Source organism: Magnetospirillum sp. 15-1 (assembly GCF_900184795.1).
GTDB lineage: Bacteria > Pseudomonadota > Alphaproteobacteria > Rhodospirillales > Magnetospirillaceae > Phaeospirillum.
Genome location: NZ_FXXN01000008.1, coordinates 1 through 23239 on the forward strand (window position 1 = coordinate 1; position 23239 = coordinate 23239).

The 23239-nt window shown below is 64.9% G+C and carries 30 protein-coding genes; 23 read left to right on the forward strand and 7 right to left on the reverse strand.

All coding sequences use genetic code 11. The features are described 5' to 3' along the window. The coding region (locus CP958_RS00405; protein WP_242442656.1) for a virulence-associated E family protein at positions 1 to 633 on the forward strand (633 nt) is incomplete at its 5' end. Positions 634 to 651: 18 nt separating this feature from the next. On the opposite strand, the gene CP958_RS25665 is transcribed toward CP958_RS00405, so the two are convergent. Beyond that, positions 652 to 1335, reverse strand: coding sequence for a hypothetical protein (locus CP958_RS25665; protein WP_141400362.1), 684 nt, complete (start codon positions 1333 to 1335; stop codon positions 652 to 654). A gap of 495 nt (positions 1336 to 1830) precedes the next feature. Here CP958_RS25665 and CP958_RS00415 point away from each other — a divergent pair, with 495 nt between their 5' ends. After that, on the forward strand, positions 1831 to 2298 hold the full coding sequence (locus CP958_RS00415) for a hypothetical protein (RefSeq protein ID WP_096700061.1): 468 nt from the start codon (positions 1831 to 1833) through the stop codon (positions 2296 to 2298). Next, positions 2295 to 2774 carry a DUF6362 family protein gene (locus tag CP958_RS00420; RefSeq protein WP_096700062.1) on the forward strand — a complete coding sequence of 160 codons (480 nt, stop codon included), beginning with the start codon at positions 2295 to 2297 and terminating at the stop codon, positions 2772 to 2774. The genes CP958_RS00415 and CP958_RS00420 overlap by 4 nt, the downstream gene beginning before the upstream one ends. A 143-nt stretch (positions 2775 to 2917) precedes the next feature. On the opposite strand, the gene CP958_RS25670 is transcribed toward CP958_RS00420, so the two are convergent. After that, positions 2918 to 3127 carry a hypothetical protein gene (locus tag CP958_RS25670; RefSeq protein ID WP_141400363.1) on the reverse strand — a complete coding sequence of 70 codons (210 nt, stop codon included), beginning with the start codon at positions 3125 to 3127 and terminating at the stop codon, positions 2918 to 2920. Here CP958_RS25670 and CP958_RS00425 point away from each other — a divergent pair. Genes CP958_RS00425 through CP958_RS00435 form a run of 3 tightly spaced genes read left to right on the forward strand, consistent with a single transcriptional unit; the run spans position 3126 to position 6981 of the window. Beyond that, positions 3126 to 4847: a DNA cytosine methyltransferase gene (locus CP958_RS00425; protein ID WP_096700063.1), complete on the forward strand. Its 1722-nt coding sequence runs from the start codon at positions 3126 to 3128 to the stop codon at positions 4845 to 4847. The two genes, CP958_RS25670 and CP958_RS00425, sit on opposite strands and share 2 nt — an antisense overlap. Next, positions 4844 to 5710 (forward strand): phosphoadenosine phosphosulfate reductase family protein, encoded by an 867-nt coding sequence (locus CP958_RS00430; RefSeq protein WP_096700064.1) that lies wholly within the window; start codon positions 4844 to 4846, stop codon positions 5708 to 5710. Before CP958_RS00425 ends, CP958_RS00430 begins: the two co-directional genes overlap by 4 nt. A 2-nt stretch (positions 5711 to 5712) precedes the next feature. After that, the gene (locus CP958_RS00435) at positions 5713 to 6981 is read left to right on the forward strand and encodes a DNA methyltransferase (RefSeq protein ID WP_096700065.1); all 1269 of its coding nucleotides are present in this window, start codon (positions 5713 to 5715) and stop codon (positions 6979 to 6981) included. Between the two features lie 57 nt (positions 6982 to 7038). Here the strand turns inward: CP958_RS00435 and CP958_RS26190 are convergent, their stop codons facing one another. Further along, a complete protein-coding gene (locus CP958_RS26190; protein ID WP_170958776.1) occupies positions 7039 to 7203 on the reverse strand; it encodes a hypothetical protein in 165 nt (54 codons plus the stop codon). A gap of 109 nt (positions 7204 to 7312) precedes the next feature. Between CP958_RS26190 and CP958_RS00440 the strand changes: the two genes are divergently transcribed. The 3 genes from CP958_RS00440 (at position 7313) to CP958_RS00450 (ending at position 8858) form a co-directional block, all read left to right on the forward strand. Further along, positions 7313 to 7510, forward strand: a complete 198-nt coding sequence (locus CP958_RS00440; RefSeq protein WP_242442657.1) for a hypothetical protein — start codon at positions 7313 to 7315, stop codon at positions 7508 to 7510. Positions 7511 to 7597: 87 nt separating this feature from the next. After that, complete coding sequence (locus CP958_RS00445; protein ID WP_096700067.1) at positions 7598 to 8119, forward strand: DUF488 domain-containing protein; 522 nt, start codon at positions 7598 to 7600, stop codon at positions 8117 to 8119. After that, positions 8085 to 8858, forward strand: coding sequence for a hypothetical protein (locus tag CP958_RS00450; protein ID WP_141400364.1), 774 nt, complete (start codon positions 8085 to 8087; stop codon positions 8856 to 8858). Before CP958_RS00445 ends, CP958_RS00450 begins: the two co-directional genes overlap by 35 nt. Here the strand turns inward: CP958_RS00450 and CP958_RS00455 are convergent, their stop codons facing one another. After that, positions 8859 to 9470, reverse strand: a complete 612-nt coding sequence (locus CP958_RS00455) for a DUF3489 domain-containing protein (protein WP_096700069.1) — start codon at positions 9468 to 9470, stop codon at positions 8859 to 8861. A 100-nt stretch (positions 9471 to 9570) separates the two neighbouring features. Beyond that, the gene (locus CP958_RS00460) at positions 9571 to 9789 is read right to left on the reverse strand and encodes a hypothetical protein (RefSeq protein ID WP_096700070.1); all 219 of its coding nucleotides are present in this window, start codon (positions 9787 to 9789) and stop codon (positions 9571 to 9573) included. Between the two features lie 104 nt (positions 9790 to 9893). Between CP958_RS00460 and CP958_RS00465 the strand changes: the two genes are divergently transcribed. Genes CP958_RS00465 through CP958_RS00505 form a run of 9 tightly spaced genes read left to right on the forward strand, consistent with a single transcriptional unit; the run spans position 9894 to position 17591 of the window. Beyond that, the gene (locus tag CP958_RS00465; protein WP_096700071.1) at positions 9894 to 10445 is read left to right on the forward strand and encodes an elements of external origin; all 552 of its coding nucleotides are present in this window, start codon (positions 9894 to 9896) and stop codon (positions 10443 to 10445) included. Then, positions 10393 to 12381, forward strand: coding sequence for a phage terminase large subunit family protein (locus CP958_RS00470; protein ID WP_096700072.1), 1989 nt, complete (start codon positions 10393 to 10395; stop codon positions 12379 to 12381). Before CP958_RS00465 ends, CP958_RS00470 begins: the two co-directional genes overlap by 53 nt. A 2-nt stretch (positions 12382 to 12383) precedes the next feature. Further along, positions 12384 to 12593, forward strand: coding sequence for a hypothetical protein (locus CP958_RS00475; protein ID WP_096700073.1), 210 nt, complete (start codon positions 12384 to 12386; stop codon positions 12591 to 12593). A 2-nt stretch (positions 12594 to 12595) separates the two neighbouring features. Next, a complete protein-coding gene (locus CP958_RS00480; RefSeq protein WP_096700074.1) occupies positions 12596 to 14014 on the forward strand; it encodes a phage portal protein in 1419 nt (472 codons plus the stop codon). 8 nt (positions 14015 to 14022) lie between these two features. Further along, positions 14023 to 15240, forward strand: coding sequence for a S49 family peptidase (locus tag CP958_RS00485; RefSeq protein ID WP_096700075.1), 1218 nt, complete (start codon positions 14023 to 14025; stop codon positions 15238 to 15240). A 2-nt stretch (positions 15241 to 15242) separates the two neighbouring features. Beyond that, on the forward strand, positions 15243 to 15632 hold the full coding sequence (locus CP958_RS00490) for a head decoration protein (protein WP_096700076.1): 390 nt from the start codon (positions 15243 to 15245) through the stop codon (positions 15630 to 15632). Positions 15633 to 15640: 8 nt separating this feature from the next. Further along, positions 15641 to 16663 carry a major capsid protein gene (locus CP958_RS00495; RefSeq protein ID WP_096700077.1) on the forward strand — a complete coding sequence of 341 codons (1023 nt, stop codon included), beginning with the start codon at positions 15641 to 15643 and terminating at the stop codon, positions 16661 to 16663. Beyond that, positions 16663 to 16959 carry a hypothetical protein gene (locus CP958_RS00500; RefSeq protein WP_096700078.1) on the forward strand — a complete coding sequence of 99 codons (297 nt, stop codon included), beginning with the start codon at positions 16663 to 16665 and terminating at the stop codon, positions 16957 to 16959. Before CP958_RS00495 ends, CP958_RS00500 begins: the two co-directional genes overlap by 1 nt. After that, on the forward strand, positions 16956 to 17591 hold the full coding sequence (locus tag CP958_RS00505) for a DUF6441 family protein (protein ID WP_096700079.1): 636 nt from the start codon (positions 16956 to 16958) through the stop codon (positions 17589 to 17591). Before CP958_RS00500 ends, CP958_RS00505 begins: the two co-directional genes overlap by 4 nt. A gap of 6 nt (positions 17592 to 17597) precedes the next feature. On the opposite strand, the gene CP958_RS00510 is transcribed toward CP958_RS00505, so the two are convergent. Then, positions 17598 to 18023, reverse strand: a complete 426-nt coding sequence (locus CP958_RS00510; protein WP_096700080.1) for an RES family NAD+ phosphorylase — start codon at positions 18021 to 18023, stop codon at positions 17598 to 17600. Further along, a complete protein-coding gene (locus tag CP958_RS00515) occupies positions 18023 to 18454 on the reverse strand; it encodes an antitoxin Xre/MbcA/ParS toxin-binding domain-containing protein (RefSeq protein WP_096700081.1) in 432 nt (143 codons plus the stop codon). The genes CP958_RS00510 and CP958_RS00515 overlap by 1 nt, the downstream gene beginning before the upstream one ends. Positions 18455 to 18580: 126 nt before the next feature. On the opposite strand from CP958_RS00515, the gene CP958_RS00520 reads away from it, so the two are divergent. The 5 genes from CP958_RS00520 to CP958_RS00540 all read left to right on the forward strand — a co-directional run. After that, positions 18581 to 19009 (forward strand): acyl-CoA transferase, encoded by a 429-nt coding sequence (locus tag CP958_RS00520; RefSeq protein ID WP_096700082.1) that lies wholly within the window; start codon positions 18581 to 18583, stop codon positions 19007 to 19009. Between the two features lie 23 nt (positions 19010 to 19032). Further along, complete coding sequence (locus CP958_RS00525; protein WP_096700083.1) at positions 19033 to 19992, forward strand: phage tail tube protein; 960 nt, start codon at positions 19033 to 19035, stop codon at positions 19990 to 19992. A 2-nt stretch (positions 19993 to 19994) separates the two neighbouring features. Then, entirely contained in the window at positions 19995 to 20510 is a 516-nt protein-coding gene (locus CP958_RS00530) for a hypothetical protein (RefSeq protein WP_096700084.1), read from the forward strand. A 26-nt stretch (positions 20511 to 20536) separates the two neighbouring features. After that, positions 20537 to 20722, forward strand: a complete 186-nt coding sequence (locus CP958_RS00535; RefSeq protein ID WP_096700085.1) for a hypothetical protein — start codon at positions 20537 to 20539, stop codon at positions 20720 to 20722. 149 nt (positions 20723 to 20871) lie between these two features. Next, positions 20872 to 23239: tape measure protein (locus CP958_RS00540; RefSeq protein ID WP_096700086.1), on the forward strand; the 2368-nt coding region annotated here is incomplete at its 3' end.

Consider the following 23239-nt stretch of genomic DNA (forward strand, 5'->3'; position numbering starts at 1 on the left):
GAACTGGATGCCATCGGCCGCGCCGAGGTGTCCCGGATCAAATCGTTCCTGTCCCGCTCGGTCGATCGCTATCGCCCGCCCTATGAACGCTACGTCATCGACGTGCCGCGCCAGTGCGTGTTCGCCGGCACCGTCAATCCCGACACCTATCTGCGCGACGAGACCGGCAATCGCCGCTTCTGGCCCGTCCGCTGCGGCAGGATCGACATCGCCGCGCTGCGCCGTGACCGCGACCAACTTTGGGCCGAAGCCATGGTCTGGTACGCCAATGGCGTGAAGTGGTGGATCGAGGACGAAGAAACCAGACACATGGCCGAAACCGCCCAGGAGGAACGCTACCAGGGCGATGCCTGGGACGGCCTGATCGACCGCTGGCTGGTCTACGACAAGGAGCGGATCAATTACGGCAATGGCGCCTACGACGACTGGCGCGACGTGGAGGTTGCCCGGCCCGAACCGCTCGCCGACGTGTCGGTTGGCGAAATCCTCAAAAACGCCATCGGCATCGAACCGGCCAAGTGGACCAAGGGCGACCAGATGCGCGTCGGCGCGTACCTCAAGGCGCGCGGTTGGGAGCGATACCGTTGTCGCATTAACGGCTCCCTCGAATGGCGGCATCGAAACCCAGGATGATGCCAGAGGCTTCTCAGCTTATCGCTTCCAGAAGCCGGAAGGATCCAGAGGCAGATAGCCATCGATACGCTTCAGCCATTTGTCTAACCCATCGATCTGCTTCTGAGTTAGGTACAAATTGTCCCTGAGATATCTGAGGATATCCCCGACAAAACTGCGACGATCCTCTGGGATTCCCCTGATGGCGCGTTCTATGCAACGATCAAATGCATAGACAGTCTGGAGGTTATTGTACCCATATCTTCCTCCGGCGGTCTTTTTCTCAATATTTCCAATATGCCGAACAGCATCGTCAGAGAGCGCTCCTTCTTCCAAGTACGCAGCATGATATTGGCCTAAGACATCAAGCTGCGCTCCAGGGATATGTGCAAGACGTTCCTGGCGCAGAAGCATATATGTGACTATCCGCTTGAACTTGGCGGCCTCGTCATCCCGAACACCTCCTCCAGAGTGTTCACCGTCGACGCGTTTCCCTCCTTCGCGATCTTGCCCCGGAGCAGCTTTCGTAAAATCCGGAATACGTCGCAATTGGGCGGCCCCATCTTCGTCGAGATGGTTGCGGGCACATGTGGGGCCAAAAGGATATTCTGTCCCATGCTCATCACAGAGAATGGTTGCAACGTTGGATTTCAACGTGTGGCCACATTTCGCATGGCATTGGACGTCAAACGCAAAGTCTTTCCGAACTGGATAGAACGGCATTTTTCTGCATCCCGGAAGGTGGCGCGGTGATCATAGCATCGCTCGCTCCCGTGGCGCGAACCTCGCGGAACCGGATAAGTGTTCCCACCTGAAAAACGGGCGATACCGATCTGCACCCGACCTGCCAGCATTCTGTTCCCACCTGTTCCCACTTCCCGATTCAGGTGGGAACGGCTGGAAGCCACGGAAACCCTGCCTGTTCCTACCGTTCCCACTGTTCCCACCTTGTTGGGGACTCATTTCAGGAAAAAGAAAAATTAGCCATTATGGTTGTATATTTTAATCACATAAACACGCTATGGATTGTAAATATATTTTCCTGGGAAAAGGTTTTGAAACGACGTTCCAGGTGGGAACGTGGGAACACGCTCCTTCACTTTACGAAAACCTCCGCATCCTTACGGCGTTCCAGGAAACCGCTTGAACGGGGAGTCCACGGGCAATAGCCTTTCCCTCGACCAAAGCCGAAGGCCCACAACCTCGTGAGCCTTCACCATGACCACCATCCTCGCCCTTGATCTGGGCACCACCACCGGTTGGGCCATGCGTCTGGCCGATGGTTCCGTCGTATCCGGCACCATGGAATTCAAGCCCAGCCGCTATGAAGGCGGCGGAATGCGCTTCTTGCGTTTCCGGTCCTGGCTCGACCACCTGGAATTCGCCGCCAAGAAGATCGACCTCCTGCATTTCGAGGAAGTCCGCCGCCATGCCGGGACCGATGCGGCCCACATCTATGGCGGCTTCCTCGCTCACCTCACCGCCTGGTGCGAACTGAAGCACATCCCGTACCAGGGCGTACCGGTCGGCACCATCAAGCGCCATGCCACCGGCAAGGGCAATGCAGGTAAGGAAGCGGTGATCGCCGCCATGCGATCCAAGGGCTTCAGCCCAGAGGACGACAACGAGGCCGACGCCCTGGCCATCCTGACCTGGGCCATCGACACCCAGGGAGGTGTCCGATGAACTGGACGCCGTCCTTGGTCGAGGAACGCCTCGCCGAAGCCGCCGACACCCTGCGCCGCCTGCCCGACACCAGGGTTCAGGGCCACGCCAGTACATGGCCACCCTATATCCAGGAGTGCCTGGCGACAGAGGACGTGACGCTCCGCCGTCCGCCGCCCTCGGCTGCCGCCATCACCCGCATGGACGAAACCTTGCCCTGGCTGCGCCATCTCGATCCGGTCGATGCCAGGATCGTCTGGCTGCGGGCCGACGGCGATCCGTGGAAGGTAATCTGCTGGAAGGTCGGCATGACCCGCTCCGCCGCGCATCGGCACTGGCTGTTCGCGCTCTGTGTCATCGCCTGGACGCTGAACGGACGGCGTATCCCCCGTCACATCTCCAAGGTCGACCTGATCGCCCGCACCAAGGCAACGGAGGAAAGCGAAAAGTGTATCGATACATCGCAGGCCGCGACAGGAATGGCCAGTCTGGGGTAGATATGAACCCATGCTCACGAGGGGCGGCGAAGACGATCATCAAATGATCCGCCGCCCGGAGCGGGCGAAAGAATAGAACAAGCTGCGGAGAGGCTGCGCGGATATCGCGGGTCCTCCCCGGCACTTCCCCTATGCGGGCGGCATCAGCGCCCGATTTCGCTAGCGTCAGCCCGAAAATCTGGGTTTCCACTTAGGTTTCCAGTTTCCAGCCCAAAGGCGCGCTTGTCCAACGACAGCGCGCCTTTAACGTTTCCGGCTGGCTGGAAACCTGGGTGGAAACCACCGCTGGAAACCTGATCGGGTTTCCAGCGGCAGGTTTCCAGTTTCCACCTGATCCAGGTTTCCACCGCCATGCAGCTTGTCCATCCCGAGCCGGGTATCCCGGCGCTCGGCTTGATGCCGCACGTCCAGGGGCTGGTTTACGGCTCGGTGTGCAGCGGAATCGAGGCGGCGACGGCGGCGTGGGAGCCGTTGGGCTGGCAAGCGGCGTTCTTCGCCGAGATCGAGCCGTTTCCTTCCACCGTGCTGGCGCACCGCTATCCCACCATCCCGAATCTCGGCGACATGACCGCCATCGACGGATCGGCGTGGCGCGGGAAGATCGACGTGCTGGTGGGCGGCACGCCCTGTCAGGCGTTCTCGGTGGCGGGCTTGCGCAAGTCGCTCGACGACGCCCGTGGCAATCTTGCCCTCAAATTCGTGGAACTCGCCGATGCCATCGACCCAGCTTGGATTGTTTGGGAGAACGTCCCCGGAGTCCTGTCCACCCGCGACAACGCCTTCGGATGCCTTCTGGGCGGACTGGCCGGAGAAGATGGTCCGGTCGTCCCGCCAGGGAGGAAATGGTCGGACGCTGGTGTTGTGTTTGGACCCGCGCGCACAGTCGCGTGGCGGGTGCTCGACGCCCAATATTTCGGCTTGGCCCAACGCCGCCGTCGTGTGTTCGTTGTCGCAGGTGCTGGAGACCGGGCCGATCCCGTCCAAGTACTTCTTGAGCGCCAAGGCGTGCGCCGGGATCATCCGCCGCGCCGAGAAGCGGAACAAGGCGTTGCCCCCACGCTTGATGCTCGCGCTGGCCGAAGCGGCGAAACGTCTTTCGCCACCAGCGGCGGACTGATCGCCGAAGCGTTCGGCGGCAACAACACCTCCGGCCCCATTGAGGTGGCCACCGCGCTCAATGCCTGCGCCTCGGCCAGCGGGCGGATGGATTTCGAGAGCGAGACCTTCGTCGCCACCACCTTGCGGGCACGCGACCTGTCCCGTGGTGTGGACAGCGACTGCACCGACACGCTGATCGCCCACACCCTGCGGGCCAAGTCGAACCTCGCCCACCGACCCGACATCGATACCTTGGTCACCCATTCCCTGCGCGGCGAGGGCTTCGACGCCTCGGAGGACGGCACCGGACGTGGCACTCCGTTGGTGCCTGTGGCCATTCCCATTCAGGAGGCCGGTGCCCGCACCGGCATCAGCACCACCGATCCCCGCGCAGGGATCGGTGTCGGCAGTGATGGTGATCCGATGTTCACCTTGCAGGCGGGCAAGCAACACGCCGTGGCGTTCAATCTGCGCGGCCGCGACGGTGGGGCGCAGGCCGAGATCGATGCCGACAACCTCGCCAGCCTGCGGGCGGCCAGCGGCGGCTCCAGCCGCAGCTACGTGGCCTTCGCCCAGAATCAGCGTGACGAGGTCCGGCACCTGGACATTGCCGGCGCCCTGGCCGCCGAGCCGGGAACCAAGCAGCAGACCTATGTGGCCTTCGACTGTAAGGCGGCTACCCCGGTTGCCGCTGAAACCATAGCGCCGACCTTGCGGGCAATGAATGCGGTGGACCGCGCCAATGCCGGTGGCCAGCTCGCGGTCCAACACGGCATGGCCGTCCGCCGCCTGACGCCCCGCGAATGCGAACGGCTCCAGGGCTTCCCCGACGATTACACCCAGATCCTCTGGCGCAAGAAGGCCGCCGAGGACTGTCCCGACGGCCCGCGTTACCGGGCGCTGGGCAATTCCATGGCCGTGCCGGTGATGCGCTGGATCGGCCGCCGCATCCAGGCGGCAGGACAACGGCCATGACCCGCAATCCTTATCTCATCGACGGCCCGGCGCTGGTGTCGTTCTCGGGCGGGCGCACGTCCGGCTACATGCTGCGCCAGATCCTGGACGCCCATGATGGGCAACTGCCCGCCGACATCCATGTGGTGTTTTTCAATACGGGCCGGGAATTCGAGCAGACGCTGCGCTTCGTCCACGAATGCTCGGTGCGCTGGTCGGTCCCGATCACTTGGCTGGAATACGACCCCGCCGAGCCGTTTGATACCAGCGTGGTCGGCTACAACAGCGCGTCGCGTGATGGCGAGCCCTTCGAGAAGATCATCAAGGTGCGGGGCTTCCTGCCCAATCCGACCATGCGGCTCTGCACCCATTACCTCAAGGTCAAGCGCGGTATCGCCTTCATGCGCGACATGCTGGGCTATGCGGAATGGACCAACGTCGTCGGCCTGCGTCATGACGAACCCCGTCGAGTCGCCCGCCAGAAGGCCATGAACGAAGCCGGCAAGGAACGCTTCGAGACCCTCCTGCCGCTGGATCAGGCCAAGGTCAGCCGCCAGGACGTCTCGGCCTTCTGGAAGCGCCAGCCTTTCGATCTCGGCCTGCCCGACAACAATGGCAAGACGCCCCTGGGCAATTGCGACCTCTGCTTCATGAAGGGCGCGGCCACCATCAAGGGGATCATGCGCCTGTTCCCCGAACGGGCCAGGTGGTGGATCGACATGGAACGCAACGCCCCGGCGCTCGGCACCTTGACCAAGCCGGAGATGGCGCTATTCCGCGCCGACCGGCCCAGTTATCGCGAATTGCTCAATTTCGTCCGCCGCCAGCGGGATTTCGAGGGCGGTCCATCCGATGACTGCCTGCCCTGCGACTGCACGGACTGATCATGACCCATCCGCTTCCCGACACGGTCGAGCATTGGCCCATCGACCGGCTGATCCCCTATGGCCGCAATGCGCGGACCCATTCGGACAGCCAGGTCGCCCAGATCGCTGCCAGCATGGTCGAGTTCGGCTGGACCAATCCGGTGCTGGCCGACAGCAATGGCAACGTCATCGCCGGGCATGGCCGACTGGCCGCCGCCAAGTCCCTGGGCCTGGACACGGTGCCGGTGGTGATCCTCGACCATCTGACCGAGGCCCAGCGCCGCGCCTACATCCTGGCTGACAATAAGCTGGCCCTGAATGCCGGTTGGGACGATGAAACCCTGGCGGCGGAACTGCACGCGCTCAATGCCGAGGGCTACGACCTCGACCTGATCGGTTTCTCCGCCGAGGAACTGGATGCCCTGATGGCCCCCCTCGACGACGAGGTCGACGGCCAGGGCGATGGGGATGAAGATGAGGTTCCCGAGCCGCCCGTCGATCCGGTGACGCGGCCCGGCGATTTGTGGATCTTGGGCAAGCATCGCCTGCTGTGCGGCGACAGCACCAGCGCCACCGATGTGGAGCGTCTGCTGGCCGGAGCCATGCCGCACCTGATGGTGACCGACCCGCCCTACGGCGTTGAATACGATCCCGAATGGCGCAATCAGGCCGGCGTGTCCTCCACCTCGCGTACCGGCAAGGTCGCCAACGATGACCGCGCCGATTGGCGGGAAGCCTGGGCGCTGTTCCCCGGCGAGGTCGCCTATGTCTGGCATTCGGCCATCTACACCAGAACGGTGGCCGACAGCCTGGAGGCCAACGACTTCAAGCTCCGCGCCCAGATCATCTGGTCGAAGTACCGCTTCGTCCTGGGCCGGGGTGATTACCACTGGCAGCACGAGCCCTGCTGGTACGCCGTGCGCAAGAGCGGAACCGGCCATTGGCAGGGAGCGCGGGATCAGGCCACCATCTGGGCCATAGGCAATAACGGCGATGAGGACGAAGCCACGGTCCATGGCACCCAGAAGCCGGTGGAATGCATGCGCCGTCCGATCCTTAACAACAGCGCCGAGGGCGAGGCGGTCTACGAACCGTTCGCGGGCAGCGGCACCACGGTGATCGCCGCCGAGACCACTGGGCGCGTTTGCTTCGCCATGGAACTGAATCCGGCCTATGCCGACGTGATCGTCGGCCGTTGGCAGAAGCTGACCGGCCAGAAGGCCGTACTGGACGGCGATGGCCGGAGTTTCGACGAACTCGCCGCCGGGAAGGTGGTCAGCGCCGGGTGATCCGGCGCAGCGAATGCTGGTACTTGGCGTCGGTGGGGCGAACGGTCAGGGCCATGATCACTTCGCCTTCTGGCCGGCGGCGTAGGCCGCTTCCAGGGCTTTCTTGATCTGCCAAACCGCCAGTTCGCGGAAGTCCAGCCGGTCGCTCTTGCGGGTATCCAGGGTCTCCAGGTCGAGGATCTGGGTGGCGATCTCGGTCAGGGCTTGGTCTCGGGTCTGCATGGTGTTGGCCTCCGTTTTGGTGAAGCCAGTAACGCTCTGCCTTGGTTGCTTATCAAGCGAATTAATCATTCAATTTCAAGGTCGTAGCTCGATGCGCCAGTCCCGCCGCATGTCCCTGGTCGAGGCCGCCGCCAACGTGGTGATCGGCTATGGCATAGCGGTCGCCACCCAGGTGGTGGTGTTCCCGCACTTCGGGCTCCACGCTAGCCTGTCAGACAACCTCGCCATTGGCGGTGTGTTCACAGCAGTCTCGATCATTCGGAGCTATACCCTTCGACGGGCATTCGAGGCAATTCGGGAGCGATGAAACTGGGAACGCTTGCCAGGAGGGTTCAAATTTCGTTAATGGCTGCACACCTATGGTAAGGTGAACTCGAATTTGGAGCTTTGATCCTTGGGAACGCAAGCGCTTTACACGATCGGATATGAAGGTGCGGCGCCCGGTGACTTCTGGGAGACGCTGCTTGTTTCCGGCATTAAAACCCTCATCGACGTTCGCGACGTGCCGTTCTCCCGTAAGCCGGGGTTTTCCAAGAAGGCTCTTGGATTGGGCGCCGCTTCCTTTGGCCTCCGGTATGTGCATCTGGCGGGCCTTGGAGATCCAAAAGCTGGTCGCGACGCAGCGAAGGCTGGGAAACACGCCTTGTTCTCGGAAATCTTCGCTGCCCACATGAAGACACCGGAAGCGACAGCCGATCTGGCCGAGGCGGTCGGATTGTCGATTGATTCTCCCTCCTGTCTCCTGTGCTACGAGCGCAATCCAGAGAATTGCCATCGTTCGATTGTGGCGATGCATATGATGGTGTATGAATGTTTCAAATTACACCACCTTGGGGTGCGGCAAGGTCTCGCCCTCAGGTCATCACGTCCTCAAGGGTATCATGGCGCTGGAGATCTCGCCTTCGGGGGAATCTGAAGCAATTGTTCTTATCAAGGCCGCGCCCCAGGTCGGTGTTCGACACGGGGAAACAGTGTGCTGTGCCGCGATAGATCTCTACGGAAATTGGCTCCGGTTGTATCCGGTATCTTTCCGTCATCTTGACGAGGGCAAGAAATTCGGCCGCTGGGATCGCATTCGATTTCGCTGGCGGATGCCGAAGGATGATGGGCGCGCAGAGTCGCGCAGGATCGACCAGAACGCGTTGACGATCACCGGAGAATTGAAGCCGGTAGAACGAGAGCGATTCTTGGCCCGGTCGATCGTCACCAGTCTGGATAAGGAACGAAGCGAGGGCAGGAGCTTGGCATTACTGAAAGCCGAAATCACCGGCTTCCATGTGGAACGCAAATCCGACGACGAGATCAAGGCCCAGAAGGCGAAATTCGAGGCCCTTCATGCTCAGCCCGATCTGTTCAACACCAGACCGCTAATTCCGTATACGCCGGCCCCGTATAAGTTCAAGTATAGCTACCGAACCGACGATGGGCGGCGAGAAGGCACTTGCCAGGATTGGGAGATCGAAGCGACCTTCTTCAAGTGGTCGAACACCTATGGCGAGAGCAAAGCGCTCGAAAATATGCAGACGCGGTTTGGCGAGGAATATCCCCGCAAAGGAATGCTCCTCGCCATGGGTACGCATTCGCTACATCCGGATACGTGGCTGATCAACGGAATTATCCGCCTGGATGAGGTTCAGCAGCTTACCCTGCTGTGATCAACCGACGATCCGATAGACCCGGCCCCTGGCCTCGACCTTTTCGCTGGCGACTTCCAGGCCCAGCTTCTTCTTCAAGGCTCCGGCGATGGCGCCGCGCACCGTGTGGGGCTGCCAGCCGAATTCGGCGGTGATCTCGGCGATGCTGGCCCCTTCGGGCCGTTTCAGCATGGCGATCAGGGCTTCTTGCTTGCTGCCCTGGCGGGTCTTGCGGGCACGGGGGGTGTCCTGGGTGTCGGTAGCGGCCACCTCTTCGGCTTCGCCGGTGGCGGCTTCGGCCTCCGTCACCGGGAGTTCCGGTTGGGCGGCCATGTCCGTCGCCGGTTCTTCTTCCGGGCCTGAGTCCGCGCCCGTGTCGGCCCCCATGCCCAACGCCTCGTAGGCGGCGGGCGCAGCCCGCAGGGTGAGCGGCGTGCCGTCCTCGTCCTCGCGCCAGACGGGGGCGCCGGGTTCGGCGGGGATTTCCTCGGCCAGTTCCTTCTTGATCAGGCTGGTCAGCACCATCTTCACCGCGCCTCCCTTCAAGGCGGCGGTGATGGGCAGCAGGAAGCCGCCTTCGCGGGCGCAAGCGACGGACAGGATGACGGCCTGGGTGTCGGAAAGTTGGGTCATGGGGTGGACCTCCAAGGATGGCGCGGGCCAGTCCCGCCGCCTGTACCACCCCGAGCCCCGCCAGCCTGGAGCCGGTCGGGGCGGAAGGGAAAGCCGCTGATCAGGCGGCGAATTCACCTTCCTGGAAGGCGCTGTCGCTGATGGCCTTCAGCATCTCGGTGTAGTGGACCATGGTCCCGGCGTGGCCCCAATTGATCTCGTCGGACGCCCAGTTGAAGTGGTCGGCGCTCAAAGTCTGCAGCCGGGCCAGCATGGCGTCGAATTCGGCCTTCTTGGYGAGAAAGGCGTCCATGGCCTTGGTGTTGTCAGTGCGCTTCATCGTTTTGTCCTCCGCTGTTCGTGGGGACATTCATCGCTCTGTCGGCCCGATGCATCAACAGATTAAGCGTCTAATTTCATTGCTTATTTCAGCGGAAATCGATCATGGGATTATCCGTCCGCGAATACGCGCGCAGGCGTGGCGTCAGCCATACCGCCGTGCGCAAGGCGGTGCAGACGGGCAGGATTCCCCAGGAAGCCGACGGCACCATCGACCCGGTGAAGGCCGATGCCGCCTGGGATGCCCAAACCGATCCTGGCCGACGGGCTACTTCTGCGCCGAAGCCGGTGGTCGTAGCCCCCGTTACTTCGGCATCTACGCCCCAGCGTGAAACTGCTCCGGCTGTTCCGGTCTCCGCCGCCGCCGGGGCCACCTTCGCCCAGGCCCGCACCGCTCACGAGGTCGCCAAGGCCCAGAAAGCCCGTATCCAGGTTGATCGCCTCAAGGAAGAGGTGGTCGACCGGGCGCGGGCCACCGCCCTGGTGTTCAAGCTGGCGCGGCAGGAACGCGATGCCTGGATCACCTGGCCCGCCCGGGTGGCCGGGCAGATGGCGGCCGAAATCGGCATCGACCCGCATGTGATGCAGACCCTGCTGGAAGCCCATGTCCACGCCCATCTCGACGAACTCGCCGCCATCGAGCCGAACTTCCGATGAGGCGTTCGGGTTTCGGGGGGCGGATGCGGTGTTGCAGGCATGGCAGGAGGGCATGCGCCCCGATCCCCGCCTGACCGTCTCCCAATGGGCCGATCAGCACCGCATGCTGTCGAGCCGGGCCTCGGCGGAACCGGGCCGGTATCGCACCGCCCGCACACCCTATATGCGCGACATCATGGACGCGCTGTCGCCCACCAGTCCGGTGCAGCGGGTGGTGTTTATGAAAGCCGCCCAGGTGGGGGCCACCGAGGCCGGGTGCTGCTTCATCGGCTTCGTCATCCACCATGCGCCGGGGCCGATGCTGTGCGTCCAGCCCACCGTGGAGATGGCGAAGCGGGCGTCGCGCCAGCGCATCGACCCGCTGATCGACGAAAGCCCGGCCATCCGGGAGCGAGTAAAGCCTGCCCGGTCGCGTGACGCCGGCAACACCATGCTGTCCAAGGATTTTCCCGGCGGCACATTGGTGCTGACCGGGGCCAACAGTGCGGTGGGGCTGCGCTCCATGCCGGCCCGTTACCTGTTTCTCGACGAGGTCGATGCCTATCCGGCCTCCGCCGACGAGGAAGGCGATCCGGTCGGGCTGGCCGAGGCCCGCTCGCTGACCTTCGCCCATCGGCGGAAAGCGTTCCTGGCCTCGACGCCGACCATCCGAGGCATGTCCCGCATCGAGCGGGAATACGAGGCCAGCGACCAGCGCCGGTTCTTCGTGCCCTGTCCCCATTGCGGGACCATGCAGTGGCTGAAATTCGAGCGCCTCAAATGGGACAAGGGCCAGCCGGGCAGCGTCCGTTACGTCTGCGAATCCTGCGACCAGGACATCGCCGAGCACCACAAGGGGGCCATGCTGGCGGCAGGCGAATGGCAGGCCACCGCCATTGCCAGTGATCCCGGCACCATCGGCTTTCACATCTCGGCGCTGTATTCGCCGCCGGGCTGGCAGTCGTGGCGCGACATCGCCCGGCTGTGGGAAGCCGCCCAGGGCAATGATGACGCGCTGCGGGTGTTCAAGAACACCGTGCTGGGCGAAACCTGGGTCGAATCTGGTGAAGCGCCCGACTGGCAGCGGCTCTACGACCGCCGCGAGACCTGGGCCAACGGCATCGTGCCGGTAGGCGGGCTGTTCCTGACCGCTGGGGCCGACGTCCAGAAGGACCGCATCGAGATCGATGTCTGGGCCTGGGGCCGAAACCTCGAAAGCTGGCTGATCGACCACATCGTCATCGAGGGCGGGCCGGAACATGCCGAAACCTGGGCGAGCCTGGAAGAAGTGCTGGCGAAGACTTGGGTCCACGCCAACGGCGCCGCCCTGAAGATCGCCCGTCTGGCCATCGACAGCGGCTATGAAGCCTCGGCGGTCTACACCTGGGGCCGCAAAATGGGCGTCGCCAGCGTGTCGCCGGTCAAGGGCGTCGAGGGCTTCAACCGCTCCAGCCCGGTGTCGGGCCCCACCTATGTGGACGCCACCGAGGGCGGCAAAAAAATCCGCCGTGGCGCCCGGCTATGGATCGTGGCGGTCTCCACCTTCAAGTCGGAGACCTACCGCTTCCTGCGGCTCGAGCGCCCCACCGACGAGGAACTGGCCGAAGGTGTCCGTTTCCCTGCCGGAACGGTGCATCTGCCATCGTGGGCCGAGTCCGAGTGGTGCAAGCAGTTCGTCGCCGAGCAGCTGGTGACGGTCAAGAACCGCCGCGGCTTCACCAAGCTGGAATGGCAGAAGCTCAGGGAGCGCAACGAGGCGCTGGATTGCCGGGTCTATGCCCGCGCCGCCGCCTGGATCGTCGGTGCCGACCGCTGGCCCGAAGCCAAGTGGCGGGATCTGGAGGCACAACTGGCCATATCCGATCTGGCCCAAACCGAAGAACCCCAGGCGGGCCAGATCCGCCGCCCCCAGACCCGCCGCTCCCGGCGGGTTTTTCATTCCAGCTATATGGGCTGATCATGACCTTGGACGAACTGAAGGCCGAGCGCGAACGCGTCTTGGCGCGGCGCAACTCGCTGGTGGCCCGCGTCACCGTGGGCGACCGCACCGTCCAGTACGACCTGACCCAGGCCAATCAGGTGCTGGCCGATCTCGACCGCCGTATCGCCCTGGCCGAGGGCAAGGGCCGTCGCCGTCGCATCCTGACCGTGGCCAGCAAGGGGCTGTGACCATGTTGTCGGCCCTGCGCCGCAAGGTGGGCGCCTTCATCGGCGGCTTCGAGGCGGGCATGGCCAACCGCCGTCTCAAGGGCTTCCAGCCCAGCCGCGCCCATCTCAACACCCTGATCGCCGCCGCCGGGTCGGACATCACCGCTCGCGCCCGCCATCTGATCCGCAACAACGGCTATGCCGCCAACGCCATCGAAAGTTGGGCGGGCAATGTGGTCGGCGCCGGGATCAAGCCGTCCTCGCTGATCCAGGACGCCACCTTGAAGGCTGCGGTGCAGAAGCTGTGGCTGACCTGGACCGACGAATCCGACGCCGAGGGGCTGACCGATTTCTACGGCCAGCAGCGCCGGGCGGCGCGGGAGGTGTTCATCGCGGGCGAGGTGTTCTTCCGCTTCCGCCCGCGTCGGCCCGAGGACGGCCTGTCGGTGCCGCTGCAATTGCAGATGCTGCCCTCGGAAATGCTGCCGCTGACCCGGAACCAGACCCTGCCCTCCGGCAATATCATCCGCCAGGGCATCGAGTTCGACCGTATCGGTCGTCGCGTCGCCTATCACTTCCTGCGCCGCCATCCCGGTGACGCCACCGATCCCGGCATGGCGGGTGAAACCGTCCGCGTCCCGGCGTCCGAGATCATCCATGTGATGGACCCGGTGGATGCAGGGCAGTTGCGCGGCGTGTCGCGCTTTGCCCCGGCCATCGTCAAGCTGTTCCTGCTCGACCAGTACGACGACGCCGAACTGGACCGCAAGAAGGTGGCGGCCATGTATGCGCTGTTCGTCACCACGCCGAGTCCCGGCGAGCCATTCGATATCGCCGAGGATGGCGGCACCGGCGACCGGGTGATGGACGTCCAGCCCGGCCAGGTGGTGATGCTGGAGCCGGGCGAGGAGATCCAGACCTCGGCCCCCGCCGACGTGGGCGGCTCCTACGAGGCGTTCCAGTACCGCACCCTGTTGCAGATCGCCGCCGCCCTGGGGGTGCCCTACGCCTACCTGTCCAACGACATGCTGAAGGCCAATTACTCCAACTCGCGCCTCGCCCTGCTGGAATTCCGCCGCCGCATCGACGCCTGGCAGCACGCGGTCATGGTCTACCAGCTTTGCCGCGCCGTCTGGCAGCGCTGGATGGACACCGCCGTGATGGCAGGCGCCTTGACCATCAAGGGCTATGAGCCGAACCGGGCCGGTTTCATCGCCTGTTCCTGGCTGCCGCCGAAATGGGACTGGGTCGATCCGCTCAAAGACGCACGGGCCGAAATCGAGCAGATCGACGCAGGTCTCAAGAGCCGCACCCAGGCTCTGGCCGAGCGCGGCTTCGACGCCGAACAGGTGGATGCCGAAATCGCCGCCGATAAGGCCCGTGAACAGCGGTTGGGGCTGGTTCTCGGCACCACGCCGATACCGTCCGCACCGACACAGTAAGGACCACCATGCACGATCTGCCTCATATCGCGGCCCGTCTGTACGGGACGCCGCTGCTGGTTGCCCGCGCCAAGCTGGACGTGATCCTGGGCGCCCTCGGCCCCCGGCTGGCCGGACAGGCCATACCCTTCGATACTGATGCGGCACCTTCCGCCGAGGTAGCGGTGACGCCCGACGGCATCGCCATCGTGCCGGTGATCGGCACCCTGGTGGCCCGCTCCGGCTATCTCGGCGCCGCCAGCGGCCTGACCGCCTATTCCGATATCGCCGACACCATCGAGGCGGCGGCCACCGATCCCGGCATCCGGGCCATTCTGCTGGATGTGGATTCCTCCGGCGGCGAGGTCGGCGGCCTGTTCGATCTGGTCGACCACATCCAGGCCATCCGCGCCCAGTGCGGCAAGCCGATCTGGGCTTCTGCCCACGAGGCGGCGCTGTCAGCGGCCTACGCCATCGCGTGTGTCGCCGACCGCCTCTATGTCACCCAGACGGGTGAGGTTGGCTCGGTCGGCGTGGTCGCCATCCATGTGGACGAATCCGCTGCCGACGCTCAGGCCGGGCGGGCCTGGAGCTTCATCCATGCCGGGGCGGCGAAGGTCGATCGCAATCCCCATCAACCGCTGTCGGACTCCGCCCGCGCCACGCTCCAGGCCGATGTCGATGCCCTGTACGGAAAATTCACCGCCCTGGTGGCCGAGCGGCGGCGGCTATCGCCTGACGCCGTGCGGGCCACCGAGGCTGCGGTCTATCGCGGCGATCAGGCGGTGGCCGCCGGGCTGGCCGACAAGGTCGGCACGCTCCGCGTCGCCCTCGCCGATCTCGGTGCCACGCTGGCGCGTCCTTCCATTTTCCATCCCATCGCCGCCCGAAAGGAAGTCCCGATGTCCGAACCCCAGGGGGATGTCCCCATCACGGCTGCCGCACCCCAACAGCCGACCACCCAGGCCAATGCGGATCTGGAGCAGCGCCTGCGGGCTGAATATTCCGAGATCAGCGCCATCTCGGCCCAGGCAGCCCGCCTGGGTGTCGCCATCGACACCGCCGAGGCCATGGCCAAGGGTATCCGCCCCGAGGCCCTGCGCCGCACCGTGCTGGATCAGTTGGCGTCGCGCTCCGATGCCGCCGATTTGGTGGCGGCTGCCCCGGCGGGGGCGACGCCCAAGGCCGAAACCGAAAGCCCCATCGTCCGGCGTGCCCGTGACGCTGCCGCCCGTCACGGAGGTTGACCATGCCCGTCCTCACCGCGAAGCCCACCCTGGGTGATCTGCTGAAGTTCGAACTAAACACCAGCTATACCCGCGAGACCGTCACCCTGAAGGCGGGCACGTCCTATCCCCTGGGTTCGGTTCTGGGCCGCATCACCGCCAGTGGCGAATACCGCCTGTCGCCCGCCGCCTTGGTGGCCGGGGACGAAGGTGCGGAAACCGCCATCGCCGTGCTGCTGGAAGCGGTGGACGCCACCGATACCGCCGTCACCGGCCTGATCGCCGCCCGTGGCCCGGTCATTCTGGCCGAAGGTGCCCTGGTATTTGACGCCTCGGTCGACCAGCCCGCCGAACGGGCCGCCAAGGTCAGCCAGCTCGCCGCTCTGGGCCTTGTCGCCCGCACCACCGTCTGAGGTTTTCCATGAACGCCATCATCAACCCGTTCGACGCGGGCGGCTATTCGCTCGCCGAAATGACCCAGGCCATCAACCTGCTGCCCAACCTCTACACCCGGTTGGGGCAGATGGGGCTGTTCCGCTTCGAGGGTGTCACCCAGCGCAGCGTTATCATCGAGCAGGCCGAGGGTGTCCTCAACCTGCTGCCCACCGTGCCGCTGGGTGGTCCGGCCACCGTCGCCAATCGCGATGCCCGGAGCATGCGCTCCTTCACCGTGCCGTGGATTCCCGATGATGATTCCATCACCCCCCAGGACGTCCAGGGCGTGCGCGGTTTCGGCGTCGCCGATGCCGCCGATCCGCTGGCCACCGTGATGGAACGCAAGCTGACCCGCATGCGCTCGAAGCACGCCCAGACCCGCGAGTTCATGGAGGTCAATGCGCTGAAGGGCGTGGTCCGCGACGGTGCCGGGTCCACCCTTTACGACTACTTCTCTGAGTTCGCCCTGAGCCGCCAGCAGGTGGATTTCACCCTGGGCACCGCCACCACCAACGTCCAGGCCAAGATCCGCGAGGTTTTGCGCAAGGTCGAGACGGAACTCAAGGGCGAGACCATGACCAGCGTGCTGGCCCTGGTCAGCCCTGAATTCTTTGACAAGCTGATCGGCCATGCCAAGGTCGAGCAGGCGTACCAATATTTCTCCTCCACCGGTGCCCAGCCGCTCAGGGAAGATGTCCGCCGCCGCTTCCCCTTCGCCGGCATGGTGTTCGAAGAATACAGCGCCACCGTCACCCTCTCCACCGGCCAGACCGAAACCCTGATCCCGGCGGGCGAAGGCATCGCCTTTCCGCTCGGCACCATGGACACCTTCGTCACCTATGGCGCCCCGGCCAATCTGATCGAGACGGTCAACACCCTGGGCGTGCCCATGTACGCCCGCCAGTTGGCCCGCCAGGACGGCAGCGCCATCGACGTCAAGACCGAAGCCTCGATCCTGCCGGTCAACAAGCGTCCGCGTCTGGCCGTCCGCCTGTTCTCGGGGAATTGATGAGCGCCTTCGCCGACGCCTTCGACGACCTGTTCGCCGACCCGAACATGGCGGTCACCGTTACCTACCAGGGCCGGTCCATCCGTGCCCTGGTACGGCGGCCCGACCGCGATATCAAATTCTCCGACATCACCGTGCAGACCAGCACGGCGGTGTTCGAAATTCGGCGGCATGACGTTCCGGCACCCCGGGCCGGGGACATCATCACCCATGACGGCGACAGCTTTGTTGTCCATGGCGAACCCCGCCTGGATGCCGAGCGTCTGATCTGGACCATCAGCGTGAGACCCGCATGAAGCTGGCGGCGGCGATTTCCGGCGATCTGCGCAAGATCATGGCCGAGGAGGTCAAAGCCGCCGAGGATGCCGTCACTGCCGGAATGCGGCAGGCCGCCGACGGTCTGAAGGCCGATCTCCGCCGCCAAGTGACCGAGGCGGGCATGGGCCAGCGCCTCGCCAACACCTGGCGGGCCGAGCTTTATCCCAAGGGCCGGAAAAGCATCAAGGCCGCGGGCTTCGTCTTCAGCAGGGCTCCCACCATCATCCGCGCCTTCGACCAGGGCGCGGTGATCAAATCCAAGCATGGCTTTTTCCTCGCGATCCCCACGCCCGCCGCCGGAACCGGGTCGAGGGCCAAGCGCATGACGCCGGGCCTGTGGGAGCAGATGCACGGGAGCCGGTTGCGCTTCATCTATCGCCGCGGCGCTCCCTCGCTGCTGGTGGCCGAGAACATGCGGGCACGGACCGGCAAACGGGGCGGTTTCGCCAAGGGCAGCGCCTCGGCGCTCCGCTCCGGGCGCGGGCTGGCCACCGTGGTGATGTTCATCCTGGTGCCGCAGGTGAGCTTGAAGAAGCGCCTCGACGTGGACGGAGCTGCCGAGCGGTGGGCTTCGGCGCTGCCGGAGCTGATCGTCAGGAATTGGCGGTGATGGCTGTCAGAACAGTCTCGCATCGAATTGGAAGGGGCGCTGCGATTCGACCTGAATGTGCTGAGCATGGGGATGAAGTGGATTGATCAGGACGTTCCACTCCTCGGGCACGATAACGGACGGCACCCGTAGAATCGCGCTTCTTCCCGAGGCAAGCCACTCGTCGCCAAAGGCCCTGGCGATTTCCATGGCTTGGGGCTGCGCGTCTTCGAATCCCACGTCACCGGCCTCGATCGCGAATAGCCGATAATCCTCGGGCAGAAGATCAAGCGGCAGGTCGAGGTGGACACGAACCTCAAGGACGGCGAGAGCGGCTGATCCGGCGCAATACATGACGGGCCGTCCCGGTGAATTCCAGCGCCCCCCGAACATGCGGGCACCTTCACCGTCCAAGGCGGAATGGGCCTCACGGGCCAGTCGCCACAGACGCATCAGGCCGCGATCCCATGGGCTATGCGGCCCAGAATGGTCTCGACCTCCCGGGCACCTTCTTCGGTGTCGAGCAAATCGAGCGGAATCTCATTGGCCAGCGCGGTGGTGGACCGTCGCAGCCAGCGATGCGCCTTGTCCTGAGTGCCGAAGACCTCCTCGGCGATCGCCATGACGCGGGCGACCCGCATCAGCCGGTCAGATTGATCCGTGGTCAGGGTGCCGATGCGCTCCCGATGGGCCAGTGTCTTGCGCGGCAGTACGACACGATCGGTTTCCGCACGGGACAGCCGCCCCGACTGCATCAAGGCATGCACAGCACTGACCGGTAGTCCGGCCCGAACGGCACGGATCAGATCGAATTGACTGAGAATAGCAGCCCCGATGACTGAGGGACCCCCGACGACATCAATGATAGCGGTTGGTGTGGGCATGGCTGCGCTCCTTGGCGATATGCCCAGTATGTACGTGCAAATTGCCAAATTGCAAGAGCGCGCATTCTCCGCAGAACGTGCGGAGAAACAGCCAACATTCTCCGCATCCAGATCGGATCTCTACCCATGCCCAGCATCCGTGAGCAAATTCTGTCCGCCCTGCTGGCGCGGCTGGAGACCGTACCCGATGCCACGATCAAACGGGAGGCGCCGTTGCCCGAGACGGTGCCTGCCGGGGGACTGATTATCCTGCGCGACGGCGATCCCGGCGACCCGGAAGTGCTGCTATCACCGCTCTCCTATCTCTGGGAACACCAGGCCGAGATCGAAGTCATCCTCCAGCGCGGCCAGGATGACGACAGCGTCGCCCTGGACGCCGTGTTGATGGCGGTAGGGAATGCCCTGGCCACTGACCGTTCCCTCGGTGGTCTGGCCGAATGGCTGGACTGGGGTGCCCCCAAGACATCCGGCCTCGCCATCGACGGTGCTGCCGCCCTGCGCGGCGCCTCGGTGCCTGTCACCATCCATTACGCTAGCGACGATCCGCTGGCCTGACCCTTTCCGATCGGAGTTTCGCTATGGGCAAGACGCGCGCTTACGGCGCCGATTGCATGCTGCTGGCCGCCTTCGAGGCGAGCTACGGCTTGGCACCGGCCGACGGCTATGGACGGCTGTCGTTCAAGGAATCCAGCCTGGGGGCCGAGCGTCCGCTGGGCTACGACCCGCTGCTGGGCCAGGGCCGCGATGCCCAGGACCCGTTCTACGAGGCGATCAAGGACGAGGGCGATATCGGCGTGCCGCTGGATGTGCGGGCGCTCGGCTTCTGGCTGAAAGGCCTGTTCGGGGCGCCCGCCACCGCCGATAACGGTGACGGCAGTTTCGACCATGTTTTCACCTCGGGCGGCACGCTACCCAGCCTGGCACTGGAAATCGGCCACGCTGCGCTGGCGACGCCGAAATTCTTCCGCCATGGCGGTGCCAAGCTGGACAAGCTGGCCTTCGACATGGCCCGGTCAGGCGCGGCCAACGCCAGTATCGGCGTCATCGCCCAGGGAGAGAGCGAAGCTGCCGCCACCATCGATATCACGCCCACCAGCTTCGCCCTGAAACGCTTCAGCCAGGGCAGCGGCACCATCCGTGTCGGCGGCAGCCAACTCGCCAACGTTGTCGGCGGCAAGCTGTCCTTTTCCAACAACCTGGAGCGCGTCGAGACCATCCGCGCCGACGGCCTGATCGACGGCGTGGACGAGACCGAGGCCACCGCCGAAGGCTCGGTGGACATCCGCTTCGGCACCGACACCACCCTGACCGCCGCCATCGCAGCCGAAAGCCCGGTGGCGATGGAATACGGCTTCACCATTCCCGGCTCGGCCTTTGCCCTGACCTTCCATCTGCCCCGTGTCTTTTGCCCCAAGAAGAAGCAGGAGATCAAAGGTCCCGGCGGCATCCAGGCCAGCTACGACTGGCGGGCGGCCCGCGATCCGGTGGCCGGATATCTGCTCCGCGTCACCCTGGTCAACGACGTGGCGGGGTACTGACCATGATTCGACTGTCCCTGCCGAAGGAGCCGTACTGGCTCGACCTGCCCCACGGGGTAAAGGTGTTCGTCCGTCCCCTGACCACGGCGGTGTACGAGGCCTCCCGTGCCCGAGGCTGGCGCATGGCCCGCGCCATCGCCGCCGAGCATGCCGATCTGAAGGCCGCCGGGGCCGACATCACCGGCTTGCCGGATCTGTCCGACGAGGACGCCCTGGCCGGGCTGTCGCAGATGCTGTTCGCCCAAGGGCTGGCCCGGTCGGCCATCACCAAATGGGAAGGCGTGCTGGATGCCGATGATCGGCCAGCCGAAGTCACGGACACCGCCATCGCTGAACTGATGCAGCTTCCCCGAATGGCTGAGTCCTTCGTCGTCCAGTACACCGAAACCCATGAAGCGGTCATCGCCGAGGGAAACGTCTCCAGGCCCGCGCCGAATGGCACTTCGGCGGCGGGCCTGACTACTGCCGAGGCTGTGGCGGAGACTGCGACTGCCCCTATGACCGCAACGCCCCCCTGACCGAATCCGGTTGGCAAGTCTGGGAATTGCTGACCGGGGCCATCGGCGCCATCCGCATCGGTCCCCGTGGCGGCATCACCGGCCTCGACCTTCCGGCCCTGCTGATCCAGGCCGAGGCCATGGGTTACGACCAGCCCCTGCTGGCGAGGCTGCTGCCGTTCGCCGAGCGGGGCATGGTGACGGGGGCGGCGAAGCTGACTGCGGAACCATGATCAGGGCGATTGCCCCGAACCCCATCCGGGAGGTCGCGGACCTCCCGGACCCACCCTGAATTATTGAGAAAAAACTGAAGGTCCGGAAGCTGTGCTTCCGGGCGGGTGCGGGCAGCCGCCCGCTCGCGGAAGCCGAAGGCACGCTCCCCATGGCCACCAAATCCGTCTCCATCCGCCTATCCTTGCAGGACGGCGAAACCGTGCGCCGCGCCCTGCTGCAATTGGGCGAGGATGGGCAGAAGGCCCTGCTGCGCATCGAGACGGCGGCGCAACCGGCGTCGAAGTCGCTGCTGGCCATGAATGCCGTCAGCCAGGATATCCAGGGCGGCATGGCGGGGTTTGCTTCCCGGCTTGGCCCCATCGGCTCGGTGATGATGGCGCTGGGACCGGCGGGGCTGGCGGCGGGCGCGGCCATCGGCTTCTTCGGCAAGGCCATGGTCGAGTCCACCATCAAGGTGGAAAGCCTGGAGGCCCGCCTCAAGGGTCTGGTCGGCGCCGCGGCGCTCACCGAAACCACCAGCTATCTCTATGCCCAGGCTCAGAAGACCGGCACCGCCCTGGAGACGGTGGTCGGGGCCTATTCCCGGCTGGCCGCGTTGCAGAAAGCCGGGATCATCACCACCGGCGAAAGCCGCGCTCTGCTGGAGGGCTTCCAGTCCACCGCCATCGCGCTGGGTGCGTCGTCCGAGCAGTTGGAGCAGTCGCTGTTCGGTCTGGCCCAGGGGCTGTCCTCGGGCACACTGCGGGCCGAGGAGCTCAACCAGATCGTCGAGCCCATGCCGGGCCTGCTCCAGGCTCTCGACCGGGCCGCCGCTCTGCCCTCGGGCGGGTTCCGTCAGATGGTCACCCAGGGCAAGGTCACGGCGGATTTCTTCCGCGACACCCTGATCAAGGCGTTGCGGGGCTTCGACGAAGCCGCCAAGGAAAGCGCCGACACCGCCGAGCGGTCCTTCACCCGCATGGCCAATGCTTGGGCTGCCTTCACCAACGCCCCCTGGCTGCGCAAGGTTCTGTCGGGCGGCGCCAATGCCGGGGCGGCGACGCTGGAATCGCTAACGCCGGGGGAATCCACCGTCAAGTCGCGGCTGGCCGATCTGGATCGGCGCATCGCCGCCCTGGGGGGCGAGCAGGCGCTGGACAAGCCGCTGCCCGCCGGGACCCACAGTGTGGTGGTGATGGCGGTCAGGGAGGAAAACGAGGAACTGCGCCGTCTGCTGGCCGAGCGCCAGGATGTCGCTGCCGATCTCGACGAGATCACCCGCAAGCGGGCGGGCATGGAAGCCCATGCCAAGATGGAACGCGACCGGGTCCGGGCCGAGCAGCGCGAGCCCAGCTATCTGGAGAAGCTGACCGACCTTAAATTCGAGGTGGAATGGCAGGAGAAGCTGAATGCGGCCCGCGCCGCCGGCAACGCCGAGTTCTCCCGCACCAAGGCCCAATACGAGGCGGCCAAGGGCTTTCGCCAGATCGAGAAGGAGTTGTTCCAGCAGGGCGGCGTCTATCGCACCCAGCCCAAGGAACAGGAGATCAAGGATCTGCTGGCCCGCGAGGCTGAAGCCAAGGGATCGGGCGAAATGTCCGCCCAAGCCCAGGCCGAGGTGCTGGGGCTGAATCTCCAGGCCCGTGGCCAGGAGCGTCTGGCCGAAGCCGCCCGCACCGGCGGTCAGGCCCAGCTCGACGCCGCCCGCGATGCCAAGGTGCTGGAGTTCGCCTTCAAGAACAACGGCGCGGCGGTGGCCGAATACGACCGGGCGCTGCGCCGCATCGATGCCGCCAAACTGTTGGAGCAGAAGAACGGCCTGATTCGCACCATGGGGCAGGAAGTCGCCGCCAATGATCGCCTCGTCGATGCCGCCAAAGGATCGGTGGCCGACACCATCCTGGCGGAACGGACCAACTGGCTGGCCGAACAGGCCTCCAAGGGGCTGAGTGATGCCAATGGCGAACTGGCAGCCTCCTACGCCCAGGTGCAGAAATCCCGCGCCAACAGCGAGGCCGCTCGCGCCGTCGCCGATCTGGAACGCGAGATCGACGCCCAGGTGAGGCTGGCCGAGGCGGTGCGCAGTAGTGATCGCAACCGCGTTCGCACAGTCACCATCGACAATGACGTGGCCAAATTCGCCCGCGGCCACAAGCTGGCCGAGGACGATCCCAAGGTGGGAGAGTATCGGGCGGCACGATCGCGCCAATATGCCGAGGCGGTCAAGGACGAGGCCCGCCAGACCACTCTGGCCTACGACGCCACGCAGCGGTTTGCCGAGGAACTGGCCAAGCTCAACGAGCAGCGGGCCAGCGGCACCTTGTCGGAAGAGGCTTACACCCGCCGTTATCGGGAGCTGGAGCAGGATAAGCTGGCCGCCAGCCGTGATTGGCAGGACGGCGCCATCCGGGCAGTGCGGGCCTATGCCGACGAAGCGGCCAATGCTGCCGCCTCTGCCGAACGCGCCATGTCCGGGGCGTTGCGGGCCAGCGAGGATGCCTTCGTCAAATGGGCCATGACCGGCAAGCTGGTCGGGC

Excerpts from the sequence above, each read along its gene's own strand:
- CP958_RS00480 (WP_096700074.1), top strand. The coding sequence starts at position 12,596 with ATGTTGTCGGCCCTGCGCCGCAAGGTGGGCGCCTTCATCGGCGGCTTC.
- CP958_RS00470 (WP_096700072.1), top strand. The coding sequence starts at position 10,393 with ATGTCCACGCCCATCTCGACGAACTCGCCGCCATCGAGCCGAACTTCC.
- CP958_RS00465 (WP_096700071.1), top strand. The coding sequence starts at position 9,894 with ATGGGATTATCCGTCCGCGAATACGCGCGCAGGCGTGGCGTCAGCCAT.
- CP958_RS26190 (WP_170958776.1), bottom strand. The coding sequence starts at position 7,203 with ATGCAGACCCGAGACCAAGCCCTGACCGAGATCGCCACCCAGATCCTC.
- CP958_RS00450 (WP_141400364.1), top strand. The coding sequence starts at position 8,085 with ATGGCGCTGGAGATCTCGCCTTCGGGGGAATCTGAAGCAATTGTTCTT.
- CP958_RS00505 (WP_096700079.1), top strand. The coding sequence starts at position 16,956 with ATGAAGCTGGCGGCGGCGATTTCCGGCGATCTGCGCAAGATCATGGCC.
- CP958_RS00415 (WP_096700061.1), top strand. The coding sequence starts at position 1,831 with ATGACCACCATCCTCGCCCTTGATCTGGGCACCACCACCGGTTGGGCC.
- CP958_RS00455 (WP_096700069.1), bottom strand. The coding sequence starts at position 9,470 with ATGACCCAACTTTCCGACACCCAGGCCGTCATCCTGTCCGTCGCTTGC.
- CP958_RS00510 (WP_096700080.1), bottom strand. The coding sequence starts at position 18,023 with ATGCGTCTGTGGCGACTGGCCCGTGAGGCCCATTCCGCCTTGGACGGT.
- CP958_RS00440 (WP_242442657.1), top strand. The coding sequence starts at position 7,313 with ATGTCCCTGGTCGAGGCCGCCGCCAACGTGGTGATCGGCTATGGCATA.
- CP958_RS00520 (WP_096700082.1), top strand. The coding sequence starts at position 18,581 with ATGCCCAGCATCCGTGAGCAAATTCTGTCCGCCCTGCTGGCGCGGCTG.
- CP958_RS00515 (WP_096700081.1), bottom strand. The coding sequence starts at position 18,454 with ATGCCCACACCAACCGCTATCATTGATGTCGTCGGGGGTCCCTCAGTC.
- CP958_RS00500 (WP_096700078.1), top strand. The coding sequence starts at position 16,663 with ATGAGCGCCTTCGCCGACGCCTTCGACGACCTGTTCGCCGACCCGAAC.
- CP958_RS25670 (WP_141400363.1), bottom strand. The coding sequence starts at position 3,127 with ATGGCGGTGGAAACCTGGATCAGGTGGAAACTGGAAACCTGCCGCTGG.
- CP958_RS00495 (WP_096700077.1), top strand. The coding sequence starts at position 15,641 with ATGAACGCCATCATCAACCCGTTCGACGCGGGCGGCTATTCGCTCGCC.
- CP958_RS00425 (WP_096700063.1), top strand. The coding sequence starts at position 3,126 with ATGCAGCTTGTCCATCCCGAGCCGGGTATCCCGGCGCTCGGCTTGATG.
- CP958_RS00420 (WP_096700062.1), top strand. The coding sequence starts at position 2,295 with ATGAACTGGACGCCGTCCTTGGTCGAGGAACGCCTCGCCGAAGCCGCC.
- CP958_RS00530 (WP_096700084.1), top strand. The coding sequence starts at position 19,995 with ATGATTCGACTGTCCCTGCCGAAGGAGCCGTACTGGCTCGACCTGCCC.
- CP958_RS00430 (WP_096700064.1), top strand. The coding sequence starts at position 4,844 with ATGACCCGCAATCCTTATCTCATCGACGGCCCGGCGCTGGTGTCGTTC.
- CP958_RS25665 (WP_141400362.1), bottom strand. The coding sequence starts at position 1,335 with ATGCCGTTCTATCCAGTTCGGAAAGACTTTGCGTTTGACGTCCAATGC.
- CP958_RS00475 (WP_096700073.1), top strand. The coding sequence starts at position 12,384 with ATGACCTTGGACGAACTGAAGGCCGAGCGCGAACGCGTCTTGGCGCGG.
- CP958_RS00490 (WP_096700076.1), top strand. The coding sequence starts at position 15,243 with ATGCCCGTCCTCACCGCGAAGCCCACCCTGGGTGATCTGCTGAAGTTC.
- CP958_RS00485 (WP_096700075.1), top strand. The coding sequence starts at position 14,023 with ATGCACGATCTGCCTCATATCGCGGCCCGTCTGTACGGGACGCCGCTG.
- CP958_RS00435 (WP_096700065.1), top strand. The coding sequence starts at position 5,713 with ATGACCCATCCGCTTCCCGACACGGTCGAGCATTGGCCCATCGACCGG.
- CP958_RS00525 (WP_096700083.1), top strand. The coding sequence starts at position 19,033 with ATGGGCAAGACGCGCGCTTACGGCGCCGATTGCATGCTGCTGGCCGCC.